15 protein-coding genes are annotated in these 18,056 nt (G+C 42.5%); 14 read left to right on the top strand and 1 reads right to left on the bottom strand.

Annotated elements, in window-relative coordinates:
• Positions 1-830: 830 nt before the first annotated feature.
• From QZU58_RS08010 to QZU58_RS07985, 6 genes are all read left to right on the top strand, one after another.
• Positions 831-1,193 (top strand): hypothetical protein, encoded by a 363-nt coding sequence (locus tag QZU58_RS08010; protein ID WP_294495961.1) that lies wholly within the window; start codon positions 831-833, stop codon positions 1,191-1,193.
• A 329-nt stretch (positions 1,194-1,522) separates the two neighbouring features.
• Positions 1,523-1,741, top strand: a complete 219-nt coding sequence (locus tag QZU58_RS08005; RefSeq protein WP_294462595.1) for a sulfurtransferase TusA family protein — start codon at positions 1,523-1,525, stop codon at positions 1,739-1,741.
• 111 nt (positions 1,742-1,852) lie between these two features.
• Positions 1,853-2,776 (top strand): glycine--tRNA ligase subunit alpha, encoded by a 924-nt coding sequence (glyQ, locus tag QZU58_RS08000; RefSeq protein ID WP_294462592.1) that lies wholly within the window; start codon positions 1,853-1,855, stop codon positions 2,774-2,776.
• Positions 2,776-4,836 (top strand): glycine--tRNA ligase subunit beta, encoded by a 2,061-nt coding sequence (gene glyS / locus QZU58_RS07995; RefSeq protein WP_294495960.1) that lies wholly within the window; start codon positions 2,776-2,778, stop codon positions 4,834-4,836. Before glyQ ends, glyS begins: the two co-directional genes overlap by 1 nt.
• A 394-nt stretch (positions 4,837-5,230) precedes the next feature.
• On the top strand, positions 5,231-6,226 hold the full coding sequence (locus QZU58_RS07990) for a response regulator (RefSeq protein WP_294462587.1): 996 nt from the start codon (positions 5,231-5,233) through the stop codon (positions 6,224-6,226).
• Positions 6,223-7,248 (top strand): GGDEF domain-containing protein, encoded by a 1,026-nt coding sequence (locus QZU58_RS07985; RefSeq protein ID WP_294495959.1) that lies wholly within the window; start codon positions 6,223-6,225, stop codon positions 7,246-7,248. The genes QZU58_RS07990 and QZU58_RS07985 overlap by 4 nt, the downstream gene beginning before the upstream one ends.
• 134 nt (positions 7,249-7,382) lie before the next feature.
• Here the strand turns inward: QZU58_RS07985 and ilvC are convergent, their stop codons facing one another.
• On the bottom strand, positions 7,383-8,867 hold the full coding sequence (ilvC, locus tag QZU58_RS07980) for a ketol-acid reductoisomerase (RefSeq protein ID WP_294495958.1): 1,485 nt from the start codon (positions 8,865-8,867) through the stop codon (positions 7,383-7,385).
• A 196-nt stretch (positions 8,868-9,063) separates the two neighbouring features.
• Here ilvC and ilvY point away from each other — a divergent pair, with 196 nt between their 5' ends.
• The 8 genes from ilvY (at position 9,064) to QZU58_RS07940 (ending at position 17,698) form a co-directional block, all read left to right on the top strand.
• Positions 9,064-9,972, top strand: a complete 909-nt coding sequence (gene ilvY, locus QZU58_RS07975; RefSeq protein WP_294461589.1) for an HTH-type transcriptional activator IlvY — start codon at positions 9,064-9,066, stop codon at positions 9,970-9,972.
• Positions 9,973-10,160: 188 nt separating this feature from the next.
• Positions 10,161-11,810: a glucose-6-phosphate isomerase gene (gene pgi / locus QZU58_RS07970; RefSeq protein ID WP_294461588.1), complete on the top strand. Its 1,650-nt coding sequence runs from the start codon at positions 10,161-10,163 to the stop codon at positions 11,808-11,810.
• 184 nt (positions 11,811-11,994) lie between these two features.
• A complete protein-coding gene (gene treZ / locus QZU58_RS07965; protein ID WP_294461585.1) occupies positions 11,995-13,740 on the top strand; it encodes a malto-oligosyltrehalose trehalohydrolase in 1,746 nt (581 codons plus the stop codon).
• 286 nt (positions 13,741-14,026) lie between these two features.
• Entirely contained in the window at positions 14,027-14,233 is a 207-nt protein-coding gene (locus tag QZU58_RS07960; protein ID WP_294461583.1) for a hypothetical protein, read from the top strand.
• Complete coding sequence (locus QZU58_RS07955; protein ID WP_294461581.1) at positions 14,226-14,822, top strand: Fic family protein; 597 nt, start codon at positions 14,226-14,228, stop codon at positions 14,820-14,822. Before QZU58_RS07960 ends, QZU58_RS07955 begins: the two co-directional genes overlap by 8 nt.
• Before the next feature lie 153 nt (positions 14,823-14,975).
• A complete protein-coding gene (gene gltX, locus QZU58_RS07950) occupies positions 14,976-16,406 on the top strand; it encodes a glutamate--tRNA ligase (RefSeq protein ID WP_294495957.1) in 1,431 nt (476 codons plus the stop codon).
• A 133-nt stretch (positions 16,407-16,539) separates the two neighbouring features.
• Entirely contained in the window at positions 16,540-17,325 is a 786-nt protein-coding gene (pnuC, locus tag QZU58_RS07945) for a nicotinamide riboside transporter PnuC (RefSeq protein WP_294495956.1), read from the top strand.
• Positions 17,326-17,530: 205 nt separating this feature from the next.
• Positions 17,531-17,698, top strand: a complete 168-nt coding sequence (locus tag QZU58_RS07940) for a hypothetical protein (RefSeq protein ID WP_294495955.1) — start codon at positions 17,531-17,533, stop codon at positions 17,696-17,698.
• Positions 17,699-18,056 lie beyond the last annotated feature (358 nt).

Raw genomic sequence — 18,056 nt, 5'->3', positions numbered from 1 at the left:
GTCTAGATTCGTTTTTAAAGAACTTTTTTCGTTTCGCTCTGTTCAGCGAACGATGTGTATTTTAGGTTTTTTATTTTTTTCGTCAACACTTTTTTTGATAAATCACAAAAAATTTTTCTTTTTGGATATTTATTACGCTTATTTACCGTTTTTTGACCGCCTGTTGTTTAAAAAGCGTACTTTACCCATTAATTACAGATCTCACGCGTTCCTAATGCCCCCAAACATAATTCATAAAGTATGTTAATGCCTCATTTCCGGATTATTACGGGCACCTGGTCCCTGTCAGGTTATATGTCCCGGTAATACGGACACCGGTCATAACACATAAGTATCCGAAGACACTGCCCCTCTGCCCCTCTGCTCTTACCTGCTCTTACCTGCTCTTACCTGCTCTTACCTGCTCTTACCTGCTCTTACCTGCCCTTACCTACCTTACCTACCTTACCTACCTTACCTACCTTACCTACCTTACCTACCTTACCTACCTTACCTACCTTACCTACCTTACCTACCTTACCTTCCCCTCACCATTACCATTACTTCTCTTAACTGTTCCCCCTACTTCCGCACCGTACATATGAAAACACGGCCGTGCGTCAGCCCTCCGCATCATCACATATCACGAGAGGCATACATATACTCATATATGATTGGCGAATCCTGACGCACGGTTTACCGCATGAACACGGCTTTGCACGACCAATTCCCATCCTGCCGGACCAGATATCCCTTTCATGTTCTTTTGGTATACATATAAAAATCATCTTGACAATTCATTGTTAACAGTATAATATTTATAGCATATAACAATTATCTGAGATAAAAACATGTATAAATCACTCATTGCCCTTATGGGCATCATGCTTCTCGGGTGCACCACCCCGCCGGCTCACGTCGAAAGAAACGTCGGTGATCAGTTTCAGGAAGGTAAAACCACCTGTGACGAAGTGCGTTCGGTAATGGGCAAACCGACCTCAGAAACAGACATTGACAAAGACAAAACCGTGCTCTGTTACGGTAACCATGAGACGGAAATAAATCCCGCCGCAATGATTCCTCTGGTCGGCCTCTTCTTTACCGGAGCAAAATCAGAAAGCAGAATCCTGTGTTTTACCTTTGAAAACAACGTCCTCACGGATAAGAAATACACAAGCCATACCGCCAGGGCAGGACTTAACGCCCCGGAATAACGGTAAGGCACGAATTCATATAAGCTCACTGATTTCAACACTGTACATATCGTCCCAATGAGGGTTTTGCCGGATAACGCGGGTTATCCGGCTTTTTTTTACATTCCCGTGCCCGCTCCTCCCGTATCCCGACAGGGCACTGACTCATCTCATAGTGAAACATTCAGAGGTTCAATCCCCAAAACCGATTTAATTCTGTACAAAACATCACTCCGGGCATATAGTATTCAGCTATTGATACCCGCAACTTTGTGCGGGTACGCGTTTTTACAGTTTTCTCCGTGACGCGGTGCGTCACGGGCCTTTAACAAAACCTTATTTACGGCCACATGAATAAAGATATAGATACCGTCGGACTCAGATGTCCGGAACCGCTCATGGTGGTAAGAAGGGAGATGAGAAATCTCGCTCCCGGAGACACCCTGACGGTTAAAGCCGACGATCCGTCCACCGCCAGGGATTTTGAACTTCTCTGTACCCATATGGGCTACAAAATGATTAAAAAGGACCTTAACGGTCCCGTGCTATCTTTTATTATGCAAAAGTAGTATTTTCGAGTACAATACGCACTGTAAATTGATATGTACGGTCAAATATATATTTGTGAATTTATTTTAACTATCTGATACTCCTAATGAGTCTTCAAAGGAACTAGTTCGATGTCTAACACTTATGATATCAAAACCTTTCAAGGGTTGATTTTAACTCTGCAGGATTACTGGTCACGTCAGGGATGCATGATTGCACAGCCTTTCGACATGGAAGTAGGTGCGGGTACTTCCCACCCTATGACATTCCTCCGTGCCATCGGTCCGGAACCTCACCACTGCGCATATGTTCAGCCGTCTCGCAGACCAACCGACGGCCGCTACGGTGAAAATCCAAACAGATTACAGCACTACTACCAGTTTCAGGTTGTTCTGAAGCCGTCTCCAAGCAACATCCAGGAATTATATCTCGGTTCATTAAAGGAACTCGGCTTCGATCCTTCAACCCACGATATCAGATTCGTTGAGGATAACTGGGAAAACCCAACCCTCGGTGCATGGGGTCTCGGATGGGAAGTATGGTTAAACGGCATGGAAGTTACCCAGTTCACCTACTTCCAGCAGGTGGGCGGTCTTGAATGCTTCCCTGTTACCGGTGAAGTTACCTACGGTCTCGAAAGACTGGCAATGTACATTCAGGGCGTAAACAACATCTACGATCTGGTTTGGGCTCACACTCCTGCAGGCGACATCACCTACGGTGACGTGTTCCATCAGAACGAAGTTGAACAGTCAACCTACAACTTTGAACACGCTGACGTGGATTTCCTCTTCTCAGTGTTTGACGCCAGCGAAAAGGAATGTCAGAGACTTCTCGCTCTCGAAAAGCCTCTTCCGCTTCCGGCTTACGAAAGAATTTTAAGAGCGGCTCACGCATTCAACCTTCTTGATGCAAGACACGCCATTTCCGTAACCGAAAGACAGCGTTACATTCTCAGAATCAGAACTTTATCAAAGGGCGTAGCCGAAGCTTACTACAACGCTCGCGAAGCTTTAGGTTTCCCAATCTGCAAAAATAATAAGGAAAGCAGGTAATGACCACTAGAAATTTACTTGTAGAACTCGGTACCGAAGAATTACCACCAAAGGCACTCCGCAAGCTTGCGGTTGCCTTTAAAGACGGTTTTACCGCTGAATTAAAAAAAGCCGACCTTGCCTTCGGTTCGGTTGAATGGTATGCAACCCCTCGCAGACTGGCACTCAAGGTTATCGGTCTTACCGAAAAGCAGCCTGACAAGTCAGTTGAAATCAAAGGACCTTCAGTTCAAGTTGCATTTAAGGACGGTCAGCCTACCCAGGTAGGTCTCGCATGGGCCAAGGCTCAGGGCATTGAACTCTCTCAGGCCGAAACCATCAGCACTCCAAAGGGTGAATGGCTTGTTTACCGTACCGTTAAGGAAGGTCAGGACACCGTTTCCCTCGTTGCCGATTTCGTAAAGACCGCACTGGGTGCCCTTCCAATCCCTAAGCTCATGCACTGGGGCAGCAAGAAGGAACTCTTCGTACGTCCGGTTCACACCTTAACCATGCTGTTCGGCGAAGAACTCATTCCTGGTTCAATCCTCGGTCTTGAATCATCACGTACCATCCGCGGCCACAGATTCATGGGCGAAAGCGAATTTGAAATCAGTTCTGCAGACGAATATCCAGAAATTCTTGAAACCAGAGGTATGGTAATCGCCGATTACGAAAAACGTAAGAAGATGATTGTTGATGCCATAACCAAACAGGCTCAGGATCTTAACGGTAATGCTGACATGGACGAGGATCTCATCGAGGAAGTTACATCTCTTGTTGAATATCCTGTACTCATGACAGCAAAATTTGAAGAAAAATTCCTTGCTGTTCCTGCGGAAGCACTTGTTCACACCATGAAAGGTGATCAGAAATACTTCCCTGTATATCGTGACGGCAAACTCCTGCCTAACTTCATTTTCATCAGTAACATCATTTCCAAAAATCCGGAAATGGTTATTTCAGGTAATGAACGTGTTGTTAGACCAAGACTTGCCGACGCAGAATTCTTCTATAACACCGACAAAAAGAAAACTCTGCAGTCACGTTTCGAAAGCCTCAAGACCATTCTGTTCCAGAAACAGCTTGGTTCACTCGCTGACAAGTCTGAAATTGTTGCTGAAGTAGCCACTGAAATAGCTAACAAAATCGGGGCAAATCCGGAATATGCCAAGAGAGCAGGTCTCTTATCAAAGTGTGACCTGATGACCAACATGGTTATGGAATTCACCGATACCCAGGGTATTATGGGCATGCATTATGCCCGCATTGACGGTGAACCGGAAGAAGTAGCTCTGGCAATGAATGAGCAGTACATGCCTAGATTCGCAGGTGACAGCCTTCCATCAAATAAGGTGTCATGTGCTGTAAGCATCGCTGAGAAGATTACTACTCTTGCAGGTATATTCGGTATCAATCAGATTCCTAAGGGAGATAAGGATCCTTTCGGTTTAAGAAGAGCATCCATCGGTATCATCCGTATTGCCATTGAAAAGGAACTTGACCTCGACATCAGACCTCTGGTTGAATTCGCTGCAAAGCTTTATGCTGACAAGCTCACCAACAAGAATGTTGTCGACGACGTTGTCGAATACATTCTCGGCAGATTTAAGGCATATTATCAGGAATTCGGCATCGGAGCCGATGTTGTTCAGTCTGTTCAGGCAACAGGCGTAACCAACCTGTATGACTTTGACAAGCGCATCAAGGCTGTGGAAAAGTTTAAGACCCTTAGCGAAGCAGAATCACTGGCCGCCTCAAACAAGCGTGTTGGTAATATTCTTGCCAAGGCTGAAGGTAATCCGGAATTCAGTGAAGACCTGTTAAAGGAAGATGCTGAAAAAACTCTGTATAAAGCCATGTCAGATATTTCAGCAGCAACTGAAGCTTCATATAATGAAGGTAACTATGCCGAAGCATTATCAACCCTTTCATCCTTGAAAGAACCTGTTGATAACTTCTTTGATAAGGTTATGGTAAACTGCGAAGACGCTGCCGTTAAAAACAACCGTCTGGCTCTGTTAAGACAGTTAAGAAACATGTTTACCCATATTGCTGATATTTCACTTATCCAGAAGTAATGTCATGTAAGGACATTACCTGATTTCTGTAATGTCTTTATCATGTACGGGTAAACTATCTAAACGCCATGTTATTCACATGGCGTTTTTTCGTAACAACCGACTCAAACTTCTGCCCCGCCTCTTTCGGTGAGCTCTCCATGCCCCAGACTCACTGTCAAAGTTGCTCTTGCCATGTCTGAAAACACCTTTTCATACGCATTCCTGACATACTCCCTTGAACGATATAATTAAAAAGACCAGCCACAAAATAAATCAGTATGCTCAAAAACTTATTATCCGGAGTCGTCACATTTTTATCATAACAACATGAAATCCGGCATATCTTTATAATAGAATTTTAATTACAGCTCGTTAATTTTCTCTATTTTTAATAGATTTGGACGGCATAACCATGGCATTAGACATTATTGTTTGTGATGACTCCAAATTTGCAAGAAACCAGCTTATTAGGGTTATCCCCAAAAAAATAGCAAAGAACATTTATACTGCGGCAAACGGCAAGGAAGCAATGGAGCTTCTCCGTGAAGGTCGTGGCAAACTGATGTTTCTTGACCTTAACATGCCTGTAATGGACGGGTATGAGGTTCTCGAAGCGATAAGACAGGAAGGTCTTCGGGTTATGATAATTGTAGTATCCGGAGATATTCAGCAACAGGCTCTGGAAATTATCAAAAAATATAAAGTACTGTCCTTCCTGAAAAAACCTTTAGTTCCAGAAGAACTGCATGAACTCTTAACAAAATACGGACTGTGTCATGAAGATGACCTGGAGGATCTGGCTGATCCGTCTCTGGCCGTAGACCACAGTGAATCAAAACCATTCGACGAACTTGGTGAAAAAATAAATATCGCCACAGGTCTTGCGGCAAGTAAGATTGCAGACATGCTAAACCTGTTTGTCACCATGCCCCTTCCAAACATCAAGGTTGAAACCGGCACAAAGATATCCAATGACATTCAGAGCTGGCTTGACATGACAGGAAACATTATTGTAAGTCAGGGCTTCGACGGTGACGGCATCCTTGGTGAAAGTCTTATCTACTTCTCATTCAAGGACATAAATACCTACACCAAGGCAGTAACCAATAACTCCAAGCTTGATGAGCAGACAAAAAATTCTTTGGTGATAGAACTCGCAAGCATTATTTCTGGTACCCTGATGCGTAACTTTACACATCAGATAAACTATATCATCACCTTTAACTTCCCGGGACTTGTTTCTCCTAACGTAGAACACAATCTTACCCACCCCGAGCTCGCTAACAGTAAGATTCTGAACGTGGAACTGACCTATACCATAAAGGATCTGAACATGAACATCAAATTCCAAATTCTGTTCAATCACTCCACTTCTGAAAAACTTAAGGAAATAATGGCACTGGTATGACGGATATTCTTGATAATCTAAGCGAAATTCATGACCTGCACCGAAGTCTGACAATAATTCAAAACCTAAATGTCGGCGTCATCGTTCTGGACAAAAATTTTAAGGTCAAGATTTGGAACAGCTTCATGGAAACAAAGAGTGGCATTGAAGGTTACAGAATCAATGACCACAGCATATTTGAATTTTTCCCTAATCTCGCAGACTCCTGGCTTAAAGACAAAATTGTAGAAGCTTTTTCCATGGATACTCTCGTATTCAGCTCCTGGGAACAGCATAAGGAAGTATTCAATTTTGCCAACAGACGTCCATTTACGGGAACATCATCGGAAATGATGATGAACTTTACTTTTATTCCAGTTCTGTCCCTGACTGGTAAATGTGAAGAGGTTACCATCATCATTTATGACGTAACTGATGAAGCAAGCTCCAAATTATCCCTTCAGGCGGCAAATAAGAAGCTTCATGAACTGTCAATTACCGACAGACTTACCACCCTGTACAACCGTGGATATTGGGAAGAGTGTCTGAAGCAGCAGTACAACATCAACAGACGTACATTGATGCCGATTACCCTAATGATGTTCGATATAGACCACTTTAAAAACGTTAACGACACTTATGGTCATCCGGCAGGTGACGCTGTTCTGAGGGAAGTTTCAGCCATCCTTAAAAAGCAGATACGAAGTACCGACATTGCCGGCCGCTACGGTGGTGAGGAATTTGCAATTCTTCTGGTTGACGCAAATCGTGAATCAGCATTTATGGTGGCTGAACGAATCCGTAAGGCAGTAGAGGCGCATACGGTTTATTATGAAGACATGGTTATAAAATTCACCATCAGTCTTGGTCTGTGTACTCTTTCCGAAACAATACCAAGCGCTCAGGAATGGCTGGTCAGCACGGATAATTGCCTCTATTTTTCAAAGGAACATGGGCGAAACCGTACAACTCAGTATGGTCTGAACGATACTGAAGAAACCATGAACATTAAACCTGAATACAAGCACGGAATCAAAAAATAACCGTTGGGAAACTCACCATCACCAACAGCCGTGTTATACATCATCTGAGATTGAAAAAAGGAGGAATTAAAATTCCTCCTTTTTCATAATTAAGACACGTAAACCTGCGATTTAATTAACCGCAGTCTCGGCAATTACTTACCGAATACGATACGCTTCATGTCCTTCATGTAACCGCGAAGAGTATGACCTACAACTTCGATTGGGTGGTTACGAATCTTTTCATTAACGTCGATAAGAGTCTGGTTATCAACAGAAGTATCAGATGAAGATAAACCTACACCGATATCTTCAAGGGTAACCTTGTCCATGTACTTTTCCTTGAGTAAAGGTATACATGCGTTAGAGAAGAGGTAGTTACCGTATTCAGCAGTATCTGAAATAACAACGTTCATTTCATATAAACGCTTACGTGCAATGGTGTTAGCGATTAATGGAAGTTCGTGTAATGATTCATAGTAAGCTGATTCTGGGTAGATACCTGATTCAGTCATGGTTTCAAAAGCAAGTTCAACACCGGCCTTGATGGTTGCTACCATGAAAATACCCTTATCAAAGTATTCCTGTTCAGAAATTTCGGTACTGCATGCAGGAGCATTTTCGAAAGCAGATTCCTGAGTTTCCTTTCTCCAACGGAGAAGATCCTTATCGTTGTCAGCCCAGTCCTTCATCATGGTTTCAGAGAACTTGCCACTTTCGATGTCATCCATATGCTTGCGATATAATGGACGCATGATGTCCTTTAATTCTTCAGCCATGTTGAAAGCCTTGATCTTGGCAGGATTGCTCAGACGATCCATCATGTTAGTGATACCGCCGAACTTAAGAGCTTCACCGATGGTTTCCCAACCATACTGTAAGAGCTTACATGCGTAACCTGCATCAATACCGCCGGCTACCATCTTATCGAAAGCGAGTAAGCTTGCAGTCTGGAGCATACCGCAGAGAATGGTCTGTTCACCCATAAGGTCTGACTTAACTTCAGCTACAAATGAAGAAGCGAGACAGCCGGCCTTGTGACCACCGGTACCGGCAGCCCATGCCTTGGCGATATCCCAACCTTCACCCTTAGGATCGTTTTCAGGATGAACGGCAATTAAGGTAGGAACACCGAAACCACGAACGTATTCGTTACGAACTTCAGTACCTGGGCACTTTGGAGCCACCATAACTACGGTGATATCCTTACGAATCTGTTCACCTACTTCAACAATGTTGAAACCATGAGAATAACCGAGAGCGGCACCTTCCTTCATTAAAGGCATAACAGCCTTAACTACAGGAGAATGCTGCTTATCAGGAGTAAGGTTGATTACGAGGTCAGCAGTAGGAATTAATTCTTCATAGGTACCAACCTTAAAGCCATTTTCTGAAGCACGCTTGAAAGATGCTCTCTTTTCAGCAATTGCTTCAGCACGTAAAGCGTAAGATACATCAAGGCCTGAGTCACGCATGTTTAAGCCCTGGTTTAAACCCTGAGCACCGCAACCAACAATAACAACCTTCTTACCCTTTAAGAAATCACAACCTGATGCGAATTCTTCACGGGCCATAAAACGACAGCAGCCTAACTGAGCAAGCTGTTCACGTAAATTTAAAGTATTGAAGTAATTTGACATTTTTATATCCTGTCCGTTATTCAAACAAAACTGTATTAAAAATAAACAATATTATTATACACAAATGTGGTAATTGCTAAAAGTGATATATATGCAATATCACGTTGCGTATAATGCAACATGATATTAAAATTGGAAAGAAATACACTATAAACTAGAGACCTTTGATGTCATACATTATGTAACAAGGACAAACATGGACACCTCTGAGCTTTATCTGTTTCTTTCTCTAAGCAATTTTCTCTCCTTCAGACGTACTGCAGAACATTGTGCCGTGACCCCTTCAACATTGAGCAGGGCCGTGGCCAGAATGGAAGATGAACTTAACGCCAAATTGTTTGAAAGAGATAATCAGTCCGTAAGACTTACGGCTGCGGGGCAGAAATTCAGAGATTTTGCTGGTGAATACTACCTTAAATATCTTAAAGTAAAGGAAGAACTTAAAGCCGTTTCCGAAAACATGACGGGAAATCTCAAAATCTTCTGTTCCGTTACGGCCTGTGTCTGTCTTCTGCCTGAACTTCTTAACCAGTACAGATTTCTCTATCCGAACATTGATCTTAAAATTGAAACCGGTGATGCTGCTCAGGCCATGAGCAAAATAATCAATCATGAAGCGGACCTTTCCATAGCGGCAATACCGCCTCATATTCCTCAGGGATTAGTCACCCACGGTTTTACAAAAATTCCTCTGGTATTCATCGCACCAAAAAAAATACCGCAGCAATGGTTAAAAAAAGGAGGAATAGACCAAAGTGTTGTACCATATGTCGTTTCCGAGCAGGGAGCTTTACGTCGTGAAATCAATGCCTGGTTCAGTCGTAACAGCATAAAACCGAATATCATAGCGGAAGTAGCAGGTAATGAAGCCATTGTATCTCTGGTAGCTCTGGGCATGGGTATAGCAATCATCCCGGAAGCGGTAATAATGCAGAGTGCCAGTGCCGCAGACATACAGATAATTGATCGTCCCGGAGATATCCCTCCATTTAACGTAGGTCTTTGCACCAGCCTGTCAAAAAACAGAGACAGAGCGGTCAAAGCCTTCATTGACGTAGCCAAAAACAGCCTGCCTAAGGAGCTGACTTTTAAAAAACTGACTTAGTGTTTTCATTGAGATGTTTTACCGTCATTTATTATTCTTAGCAAATAATCCGCTTATCGTGTAAAATAGGCAGGTATTTTTGTCTATCCGCGCCTACGAGAAATTAAAACGTCACTGTTCTGACATTGTCAGTCGGAGTTTCCGTTATCCTCGCATGGCGAAAAACTCATAAATGACAGGTAAATGTTATGAAAAATATTAACCCAACCAAAACAGCTGCCTGGGCTGCTCTTAATGAACATTTCAAAGCTATTTCAAATGTTACCATTGCGGACCACTTTAAGGCAGACAACAATCGTTTCAACAACTTTTCATTAAAACTCAATCCTGATTTTCTCGTTGATTTCTCAAAGAACAGAATCAATCAGGAAACCATTAATCTTCTCGTAAACCTTGCCAAGGAAACAGATCTTGCAGGTGCCATTGAATCAATGTTCACTGGTGAAAAGATCAATGTAACCGAAAACAGAGCTGTTCTTCACACCGCATTAAGAAACAAGTCAAACAAGCCTGTTGTAGTTGACGGAAAGGATGTAATGCCGGAAGTTAACGCCGTTCTCGAAAAGATGAAGGCTTTCTGTGCAAAAATCATCTCCGGCGAATGGAAGGGCTATACCGGCAAGGAAATCACTGACGTTGTTAACATCGGTATTGGCGGCAGTGACCTCGGTCCATGCATGATTAGCGAAGCCCTTGCAGCATACAGAACAAGATTAACTCCGCACTTTGTATCAAATGTTGACGGTACTCATATCGCTGAGACATTAAAGAAGCTCAATCCGGAAACCACTCTTTTCCTTATTGCTTCCAAGACTTTCACAACTCAGGAAACCATGACCAATGCCCACACCGCAAGAGACTGGTTCCTCAAGCATGCCGGAGACAAGGCTCATGTTGCAAAGCACTTTGCTGCTCTGTCAACCAATGCCAAGGCTGTTTCTGAATTCGGTATCGATACCGCAAACATGTTTGAATTCTGGGACTGGGTTGGCGGCAGATACTCTTCATGGTCTGCAATCGGTCTTTCTATTGCTCTTGCAGTAGGCTTCGACAACTTCGAAAAGCTCCTTGCAGGTGCTTACGAAATGGATTGCCATTTCCGCAACACCGAATTCTCAAAGAACATTCCTGTAGTTCTTGCCTTAATCGGTATCTGGTACAATAACTTCTACAAGTTTGAATCTGAAGCAATTTTACCATACGACCAGTATATGTACCGTTTCCCTGCATACTTCCAGCAGGGTAACATGGAATCAAACGGTAAGTACATTGACCGTGACGGCAACAAGGTTGACTACCAGACCGGTCCTATTATCTGGGGTGAACCAGGTACTAACGGTCAGCACGCCTTCTACCAGTTAATCCATCAGGGTACCAAGATAATTCCATGTGACTTCATTGCTCCTGCAATCAGCCACAACCCTATCGGTGATCACCACGCCAAGCTGCTGTCAAACTTCTTCGCTCAGACTGAAGCTCTTGCTTTCGGTAAGTCAAAGGAAACCGTAATTGCCGAATTCGAAGCCAAGGGTATCAGTAAGGAAAACTACGAAAATCTTGTTCCTTTCAAGGTATTCGAAGGTAACCGTCCAACAAATTCTATTCTGGTTAAGAAGATTACTCCTGAAACTCTCGGTGCTCTTATCGCAATGTACGAACATAAGATATTCACCCAGGGCGTAATCATGAACATCTTCAGTTTTGACCAGTGGGGTGTTGAACTTGGTAAGCAGCTCGCAGGTAAGATCCTTCCTGAACTGTCAGGTCAGGACAAGGTTACTGCACACGATGCTTCCACCAACGGTCTGATTAATTTCTTCAAGGAATTAAACAAGTAATTTAAGCGCAAGTCCATCCGTTCATACGGATGAGAATAGATCAAGCGGTAAGGACTTAAGGTCATTACCGCTTTTTTTGTGCATTATCGCTTGTTTATCCTCTCGTAGTGTGGATATCCTGCCGTTTTGTATCTATGCTAGAGAAATATGGGAAGAAGAAAAAATAATAGAGAAGGGAGGCACCATGAATAAAGTCGGTTACTATGTCAATGATGAAGATAAAGGCTGTTTCAGAATTTTCGCACCATACTGTGACACTCTGGCAGTGGAACTTGACAGAACCCACAGAATAATAGAGCTGCAGAAGCAGAATGACGGTTATTTCACCGCTGTAACTGATAAACTCCCTGAAGGTATTCTTTACTGGCTGGTAAAAAACGGCAGCGAATATCTGCCGGATCCTTATTCTAAATACCAACCTTTTGACGTTCACAGCACCTCAATGATCTGTTATCCCCATAAGGCAGATATCAGCAAATGGCACGGAGTAGATCCAAAGGATGCCATTATTTACGAACTGCATCTCGGCACATTCACCGAAGAAGGAACTCTCAAGGGAGCTACCAAGCGTCTCTCCTACCTTAAAACACTTGGTGTAAACGTAATCGAGATAATGCCTATAGCTGCCTTTCCAGGAGAAAGAAACTGGGGATATGACGGTACCTACATGTTTGCACTGAATATGGGGTATGGTAACTACAGAGATCTTGAAGACTTTTTAAATCTGGCCCACTCTCTCGGCATTGCCGTAATTCTTGACGTCGTGTACAACCACTTTGGCCCTGAAGGCAACTACAGCGGCATGCTGGCACCTTTTACAAAAAATGCTGACACTCCATGGGGAGCTGCAATAAACTTTGATGGTGAAAACTCACACGGCATCAGGGACTTTTACCTTGCAAATGCTGAATACTGGCTGTCTGAAGTTGGTTTTGACGGATTTAGAATGGATGCCGCGTCACTTATTATTGACAGCTCACCTTCTCATATACTGACTGAAATCAATAAGCTGGCTAAGGATATTGAACAGAGGGAACACCGCAAAATAATCATGATTGCCGAACACCTGCGCAACAGTAGCAAAGTCACCTGTAAGGAAGGTCTCGGCTTCGACGCCCAATGGTGCGACGACCTGAACTACTCACTGTACGCCAACCTTACGCACGAAAATTTCCGTCATTATAAGGATTTCGGTTCAATTGATGACATTTACAAGGCTCTGAATAACGGTTTTGTTTACGACGGTACCAGACTTAACAGTGTATATAACGTTTATCAGGGGGAGGACGGTTCTTCCATACCGCCGGAACAGCTTGTTGTTCATATTCAAAATCATGATCAGATAGGCAACCGCCCGCATGGTGACCGTATGAGTACTTCTCACGGCATTGACAAAGCTCTGCTTGCTGCCACGGTATGCTTCGCAAGCCCATACATTCCAATGATTTTCATGGGCGAGGAATACGCCGAAATGAATCCGTTCTACTTCTTTGAAAGCTTTAACGATCAGTGGCTCGTTGATGCTGTAAGAGAAGGTAGAAAAAGAGAATTCTCCTTTATGCCTGATGTGGAAATAAAGGAACCACATGACGTTAAAACATTTATTGACAGTCGCTTGGATCCTGACTGCATTTCTGACGCTCCTCACTGCGATGTTCTGAACTTTTATCAGTCTCTCATCGCACTGAAAAAGAGCGGTGTAATAGGTGTACATGACAGAAATGACCTGTCCGTTAATCTCATTAAGGATAAAAACGTAATCACCATTACCACTCCTAAGAGCATAACGGTATGCAATTTCAGCGAATCAGACGTAAAGCTTTCGGAACTTGGAATATCAGCCAAAAAAAACCTGCTCAGATCCAAGCTTAATGCCTCAGCTGATACAGACACTGTTGCCGGGATCAGTGCTGCCATCTATGCTCTGTAAAATGACTGCATAAAAACTCAAAAATCCTGATTATCTGCAGATAATCAGGATTTTTTCATGGAAATAACTGCAAACTGTTTTGTTAAATATTCTTGCCTTCCGTTCCGTTTTCATCAACATAATATGGATAACATATTTTTTTGAAATCAATACAGATTTTTAATGTACAGCTTGCGCTTTGATATCTCTTTTTTGTCGCTTTATGATGTAAAACATCCGCCTAATATGATAAAATACATCTATGTTTTTTGGATAATTTTACATTTTTTTTATAAACATCATAATCATGGAAAACAGCAAATCAACCCCTCTGGATATATACCAGTCTGAGGCATCAGTAAAAGAAGTTCAGGCCACCATGCACATGGAAGGTTTTAATCTGACAGATGATGAATTATCAATTCTCAATGACTGTATTCTCGGAAAAAAGAACAGTGAGGAAATCCGCAGGGAACTAATCGCAAGGATAATCTACAGAAAGAACAATGCGTGAAGAACAGGATCCATACTGCTACCCCGGAACGGATGTTCTGAAAAACAAGCTTGATATCCGGGATGAAGAAGAGCTTTTTGAAACAGAAAAGGTTCTTTCCATGCTTCGTCTTTTTGAACTCTTAAAAAAACCCCTCGAAGGAAATTTCGGTTTCGAACACCTTTGTGCCATTCACTATTACATATTTCAGGATCTTTACGATTGGGCAGGAAAAATAAGAACTGTTGATATAGGCAAAGGAAACATGTTCTGTCATGTCCAGTTCATAGAAAGAGAATCATTAAAACTTTTCCGGGATCTTCAGGAAGAAACAAAATCCAATAAAATTCCCCTGGCAAGATTCACCGAAAGATGCTCATACTATTTCTCCGAAATCAACGCCATTCATCCGTTCCGTGAAGGAAACGGCAGAGCCCAACGTGAGTTCATGCGCTCATGGGCCATACACTGCGGTTTTAAACTTGAATTCTCAAAAGTATCACGTCAGGAGATGCTGACAGCCTCCCGTGAATCTTTTGTCTGCAACTACGAACCGATGAACAGGATTTTCAAAACCATAACCTCTGAATTAAAACATAAAAACGTTTAATTCACAGACATATTCAATACCTGAGCAGGACTCACTAATACCCTTTATCTGTTCCCCGGTTAAAATAGAATACCCCTTATATTTCTAAAAATGATAGAATATGACCAGTTTTTTAATCGTGATTTTTCTTTGTTAATTAAAATGGAATAAAAAATGGAAATTAAAACCCGTTTTGCTCCTAGTCCTACAGGTTATCTTCATGTAGGTGGTGCCCGTACTGCTTTATATTCATGGCTCTACGCCAGACACAACAATGGTAAGTTCGTACTTAGAATTGAAGATACAGACCGTGAAAGATCAACTCAGCCTGCCATTGATGCCATTATTGAGTCCATGAAATGGACCGGCCTGAACTGGGATGAGGGTCCATATTATCAAACCAAGAGATTTGACCGCTATAATCAGGTTATCGATGAACTTCTCGAAAAAGGCCTGGCTTATAAGTGCTACTGCACAAAAGAAAGAATGGATGAAGTAAGAGAAGAACAGCAGCGTCAGGGGCTTAAGCCAAGATACGATGGTCACTGCCGTGATGAAGATCCAAGCAAGCACTCTCCGGATGAACCTTACTGCATCAGATTCAAGAATCCAACCTCAGGTAAGGTCGGTTTTGAAGATCAGATCAGAGGATACATCGAATTTGACAATGCTGAACTCGACGATCTGGTAATCAGAAGAACTGACGGTACTCCAACCTACAACTTCTGTGTAGTAATCGACGACTGGGACATGGGAATTACCCATGTAATCAGAGGTGAAGACCATATCAACAACACTCCAAGACAGATTAATATCTACAAGGCTCTTGGTGCTCCAGTTCCTGTATTTGCCCATGTATCCATGATTCTCGGCGATGACGGTACCAAGCTCTCTAAGAGACATGGTGCTGTAAGCGTAATGCAGTATCGTGACGACGGATACCTGCCTGAAGCTCTCATTAACTACCTCGTAAGACTTGGATGGGGTCACGGCAATCAGGAAATCTTCACAATGGAAGAAATGATTGAATATTTCTCCCTCGAAGGTATTTCAAAGAGTGCATCTGCATTCAACACTGAGAAGCTTCTCTGGGTTAACAGCCAGTACATGAAGTCTCTGCCTCCTGAAAGAGTGGCTGAAGAATTACAGTGGCATATGGACAATCAGAAAATTGACGTATCTAACGGTCCTGCTCTGACCGATCTGGTCATTGCCCAGAGAGAAAGATGCAAGACTCTTAAGGAAATGGCTGAAGTATCACGCTACTTCTATGAAGAATACAGTGAATACGAGCCTAAAGCTGCGAAAAAATGGTTCAAATCAAACAGTGCCGAAGCACTTGAAAGATCACTCGCAAACCTGAAGAATGTATCAGACTGGAATGATATCGAAAGTCTTGAAACTGCATTCAAGAGCGTGGCCGAGGACATGCAGGTCGGCCTCGGCAAGGTAGGTATGCCGTTAAGACTTGCGGTAACCGGATGCGGCGTATCACCTGAAATGGGTATAACAATGAAGCTTGTCGGCAGAGAACGTTCGATTGCAAGAATCGAAAAGACTATTGCATACCTTAAGGCCAATGCTTCAGCTGAGCCTGCCGCTTAGTAATACGGATAAAATTTCCAAACACTGGGAATTTTAATCATTCAGAAAAGGGAAGATAACAGCAATGTTTCTTCCCTTTTCCACTATAATCGCATTTATGACAATATAATTACAAAGAATACGGAACCAAAACATGTCATTAAACACTGACAGAACAAATGTGGCCGTGGATATAGCCAAACCGCGCAACAGAATGGCCATCAGGAACTTCAGGGATATCCTGCATGAAGAAACGACAGGATGGTCAGTTCCTGAAATCCTCTGGCTCTTCGGAGGAATTATGTGTATCACGATCCTCACGGTGCTTAGGTCACAGAACGGAGAGACAGTCTGGTACAGTCCGCAAAAAATAACTGAACTCACCGCAGCCATTACAGGATGTATCGCGGCCATTCTCACCGGTAAAGCCAAGCTGGGAGCGTTCATTTTCGGACTGATCAATTCAGTACTTTATGCATACATATCCTACCATTATAAATATTACGGAGAAGTAATGGTTAAGGTACTGATATTTATGCCGCTTAACATTTACGGGATGGCATGCTGGCTCAAAAACATAGATTCAGTTGAATGCGAAGTAATAAAAAGAACCCTGAGTCTTAGAAACAAAATAATAGTCGCGACAGCAGTATGCATCGCCTCTGTGGCACTGGGAATGCTGCTGTCATACATCGGCGGAAACAGACCATACATAGATGCGACAACTACAGTATTAGCGACAACAGGACTCATATTAACAATAAACAGGTACGTGCAGAACTGGATACTGTGGATTACGCTGAATGTAATCAGCATCTGGTTATGGATTATTCCTTTTTATAAAGGAGAAGGTCAACCTGTTGCCATTCTACTAATGTGGTGTTTCTATCTGACAAATTCAATTGTTATGTACAGAAGGTGGAAACGCAAAATAGGCTAATCAGCACTGGAAATTGCATGACACAGGTCAAAAAACAATCACAATTAATGATATTTTTTGTTAATAACGTTATTACGCACAATTTCAAATAAGACATCTGTATATAATCATCGCAGTTTTAACGGAGAAAATTAAAGTGAAAATATTATCAAGACTGCTATCTGTACTACTGGGACCTTTTTTAGGCCTTATAGTGTCAGCGTTTATGTTCACTGCAAATGCATTTGCCTACGAAGCATGCGATGATGAAGATGACGAATGCAGAAATATAACAGGTTATAATGAGAACCTGAAAAATAAGTCAGAAGAAATACAGAACCAGGTTAAGTCAATGACTGAATGTGCCATGCAGGGCAACTGCGAAAACAAGTAAAATCCCTAAAGCTGATTTATGATGAAAATAAATCAGCTTTTCTATATCAAGACAGTATTTTATACAAACCACTTATACAATCTAAAAAACAGCCATAAAAACGGTCATGGTTAAATCCATAATATCTTTCCGACAGAAGATGAGTCATGATTATCAAAGTGTGTTGCTGAGCGATTTTTCGATGGTCATGCAAAAGTAAAACAGACAGTTAAATACTGAATAAACATTGAATGGAGACAGGGGCAAAAACTCATCCCCCCAGAAACGAAAAAACCGACCTTAAAGGTCGGTTAATGATGTAGTGGCGGAACGGACGGGGCTCGAACCCGCGACCTCCTGCGTGACAGGCAGGCATTCT

It is taken from the genome of uncultured Ruminobacter sp. (assembly GCA_902764345.1).
In the GTDB taxonomy this organism is placed as follows: Bacteria; Pseudomonadota; Gammaproteobacteria; order Enterobacterales; family Succinivibrionaceae; genus Ruminobacter.
This window is presented reverse-complemented; position numbering and strand designations above follow the sequence as displayed.

Bases quoted from the DNA above. Each gene is read 5' to 3' on its own strand.
- QZU58_RS08010 (WP_294495961.1), top strand. From the start codon at position 831: ATGTATAAATCACTCATTGCCCTTATGGGCATCATGCTTCTCGGGTGC.
- QZU58_RS08005 (WP_294462595.1), top strand. From the start codon at position 1,523: ATGAATAAAGATATAGATACCGTCGGACTCAGATGTCCGGAACCGCTC.
- glyQ (WP_294462592.1), top strand. From the start codon at position 1,853: ATGTCTAACACTTATGATATCAAAACCTTTCAAGGGTTGATTTTAACT.
- glyS (WP_294495960.1), top strand. From the start codon at position 2,776: ATGACCACTAGAAATTTACTTGTAGAACTCGGTACCGAAGAATTACCA.
- QZU58_RS07990 (WP_294462587.1), top strand. From the start codon at position 5,231: ATGGCATTAGACATTATTGTTTGTGATGACTCCAAATTTGCAAGAAAC.
- QZU58_RS07985 (WP_294495959.1), top strand. From the start codon at position 6,223: ATGACGGATATTCTTGATAATCTAAGCGAAATTCATGACCTGCACCGA.
- ilvC (WP_294495958.1), bottom strand. From the start codon at position 8,867: ATGTCAAATTACTTCAATACTTTAAATTTACGTGAACAGCTTGCTCAG.
- ilvY (WP_294461589.1), top strand. From the start codon at position 9,064: ATGGACACCTCTGAGCTTTATCTGTTTCTTTCTCTAAGCAATTTTCTC.
- pgi (WP_294461588.1), top strand. From the start codon at position 10,161: ATGAAAAATATTAACCCAACCAAAACAGCTGCCTGGGCTGCTCTTAAT.
- treZ (WP_294461585.1), top strand. From the start codon at position 11,995: ATGAATAAAGTCGGTTACTATGTCAATGATGAAGATAAAGGCTGTTTC.
- QZU58_RS07960 (WP_294461583.1), top strand. From the start codon at position 14,027: ATGGAAAACAGCAAATCAACCCCTCTGGATATATACCAGTCTGAGGCA.
- QZU58_RS07955 (WP_294461581.1), top strand. From the start codon at position 14,226: ATGCGTGAAGAACAGGATCCATACTGCTACCCCGGAACGGATGTTCTG.
- gltX (WP_294495957.1), top strand. From the start codon at position 14,976: ATGGAAATTAAAACCCGTTTTGCTCCTAGTCCTACAGGTTATCTTCAT.
- pnuC (WP_294495956.1), top strand. From the start codon at position 16,540: ATGTCATTAAACACTGACAGAACAAATGTGGCCGTGGATATAGCCAAA.
- QZU58_RS07940 (WP_294495955.1), top strand. From the start codon at position 17,531: ATGTTCACTGCAAATGCATTTGCCTACGAAGCATGCGATGATGAAGAT.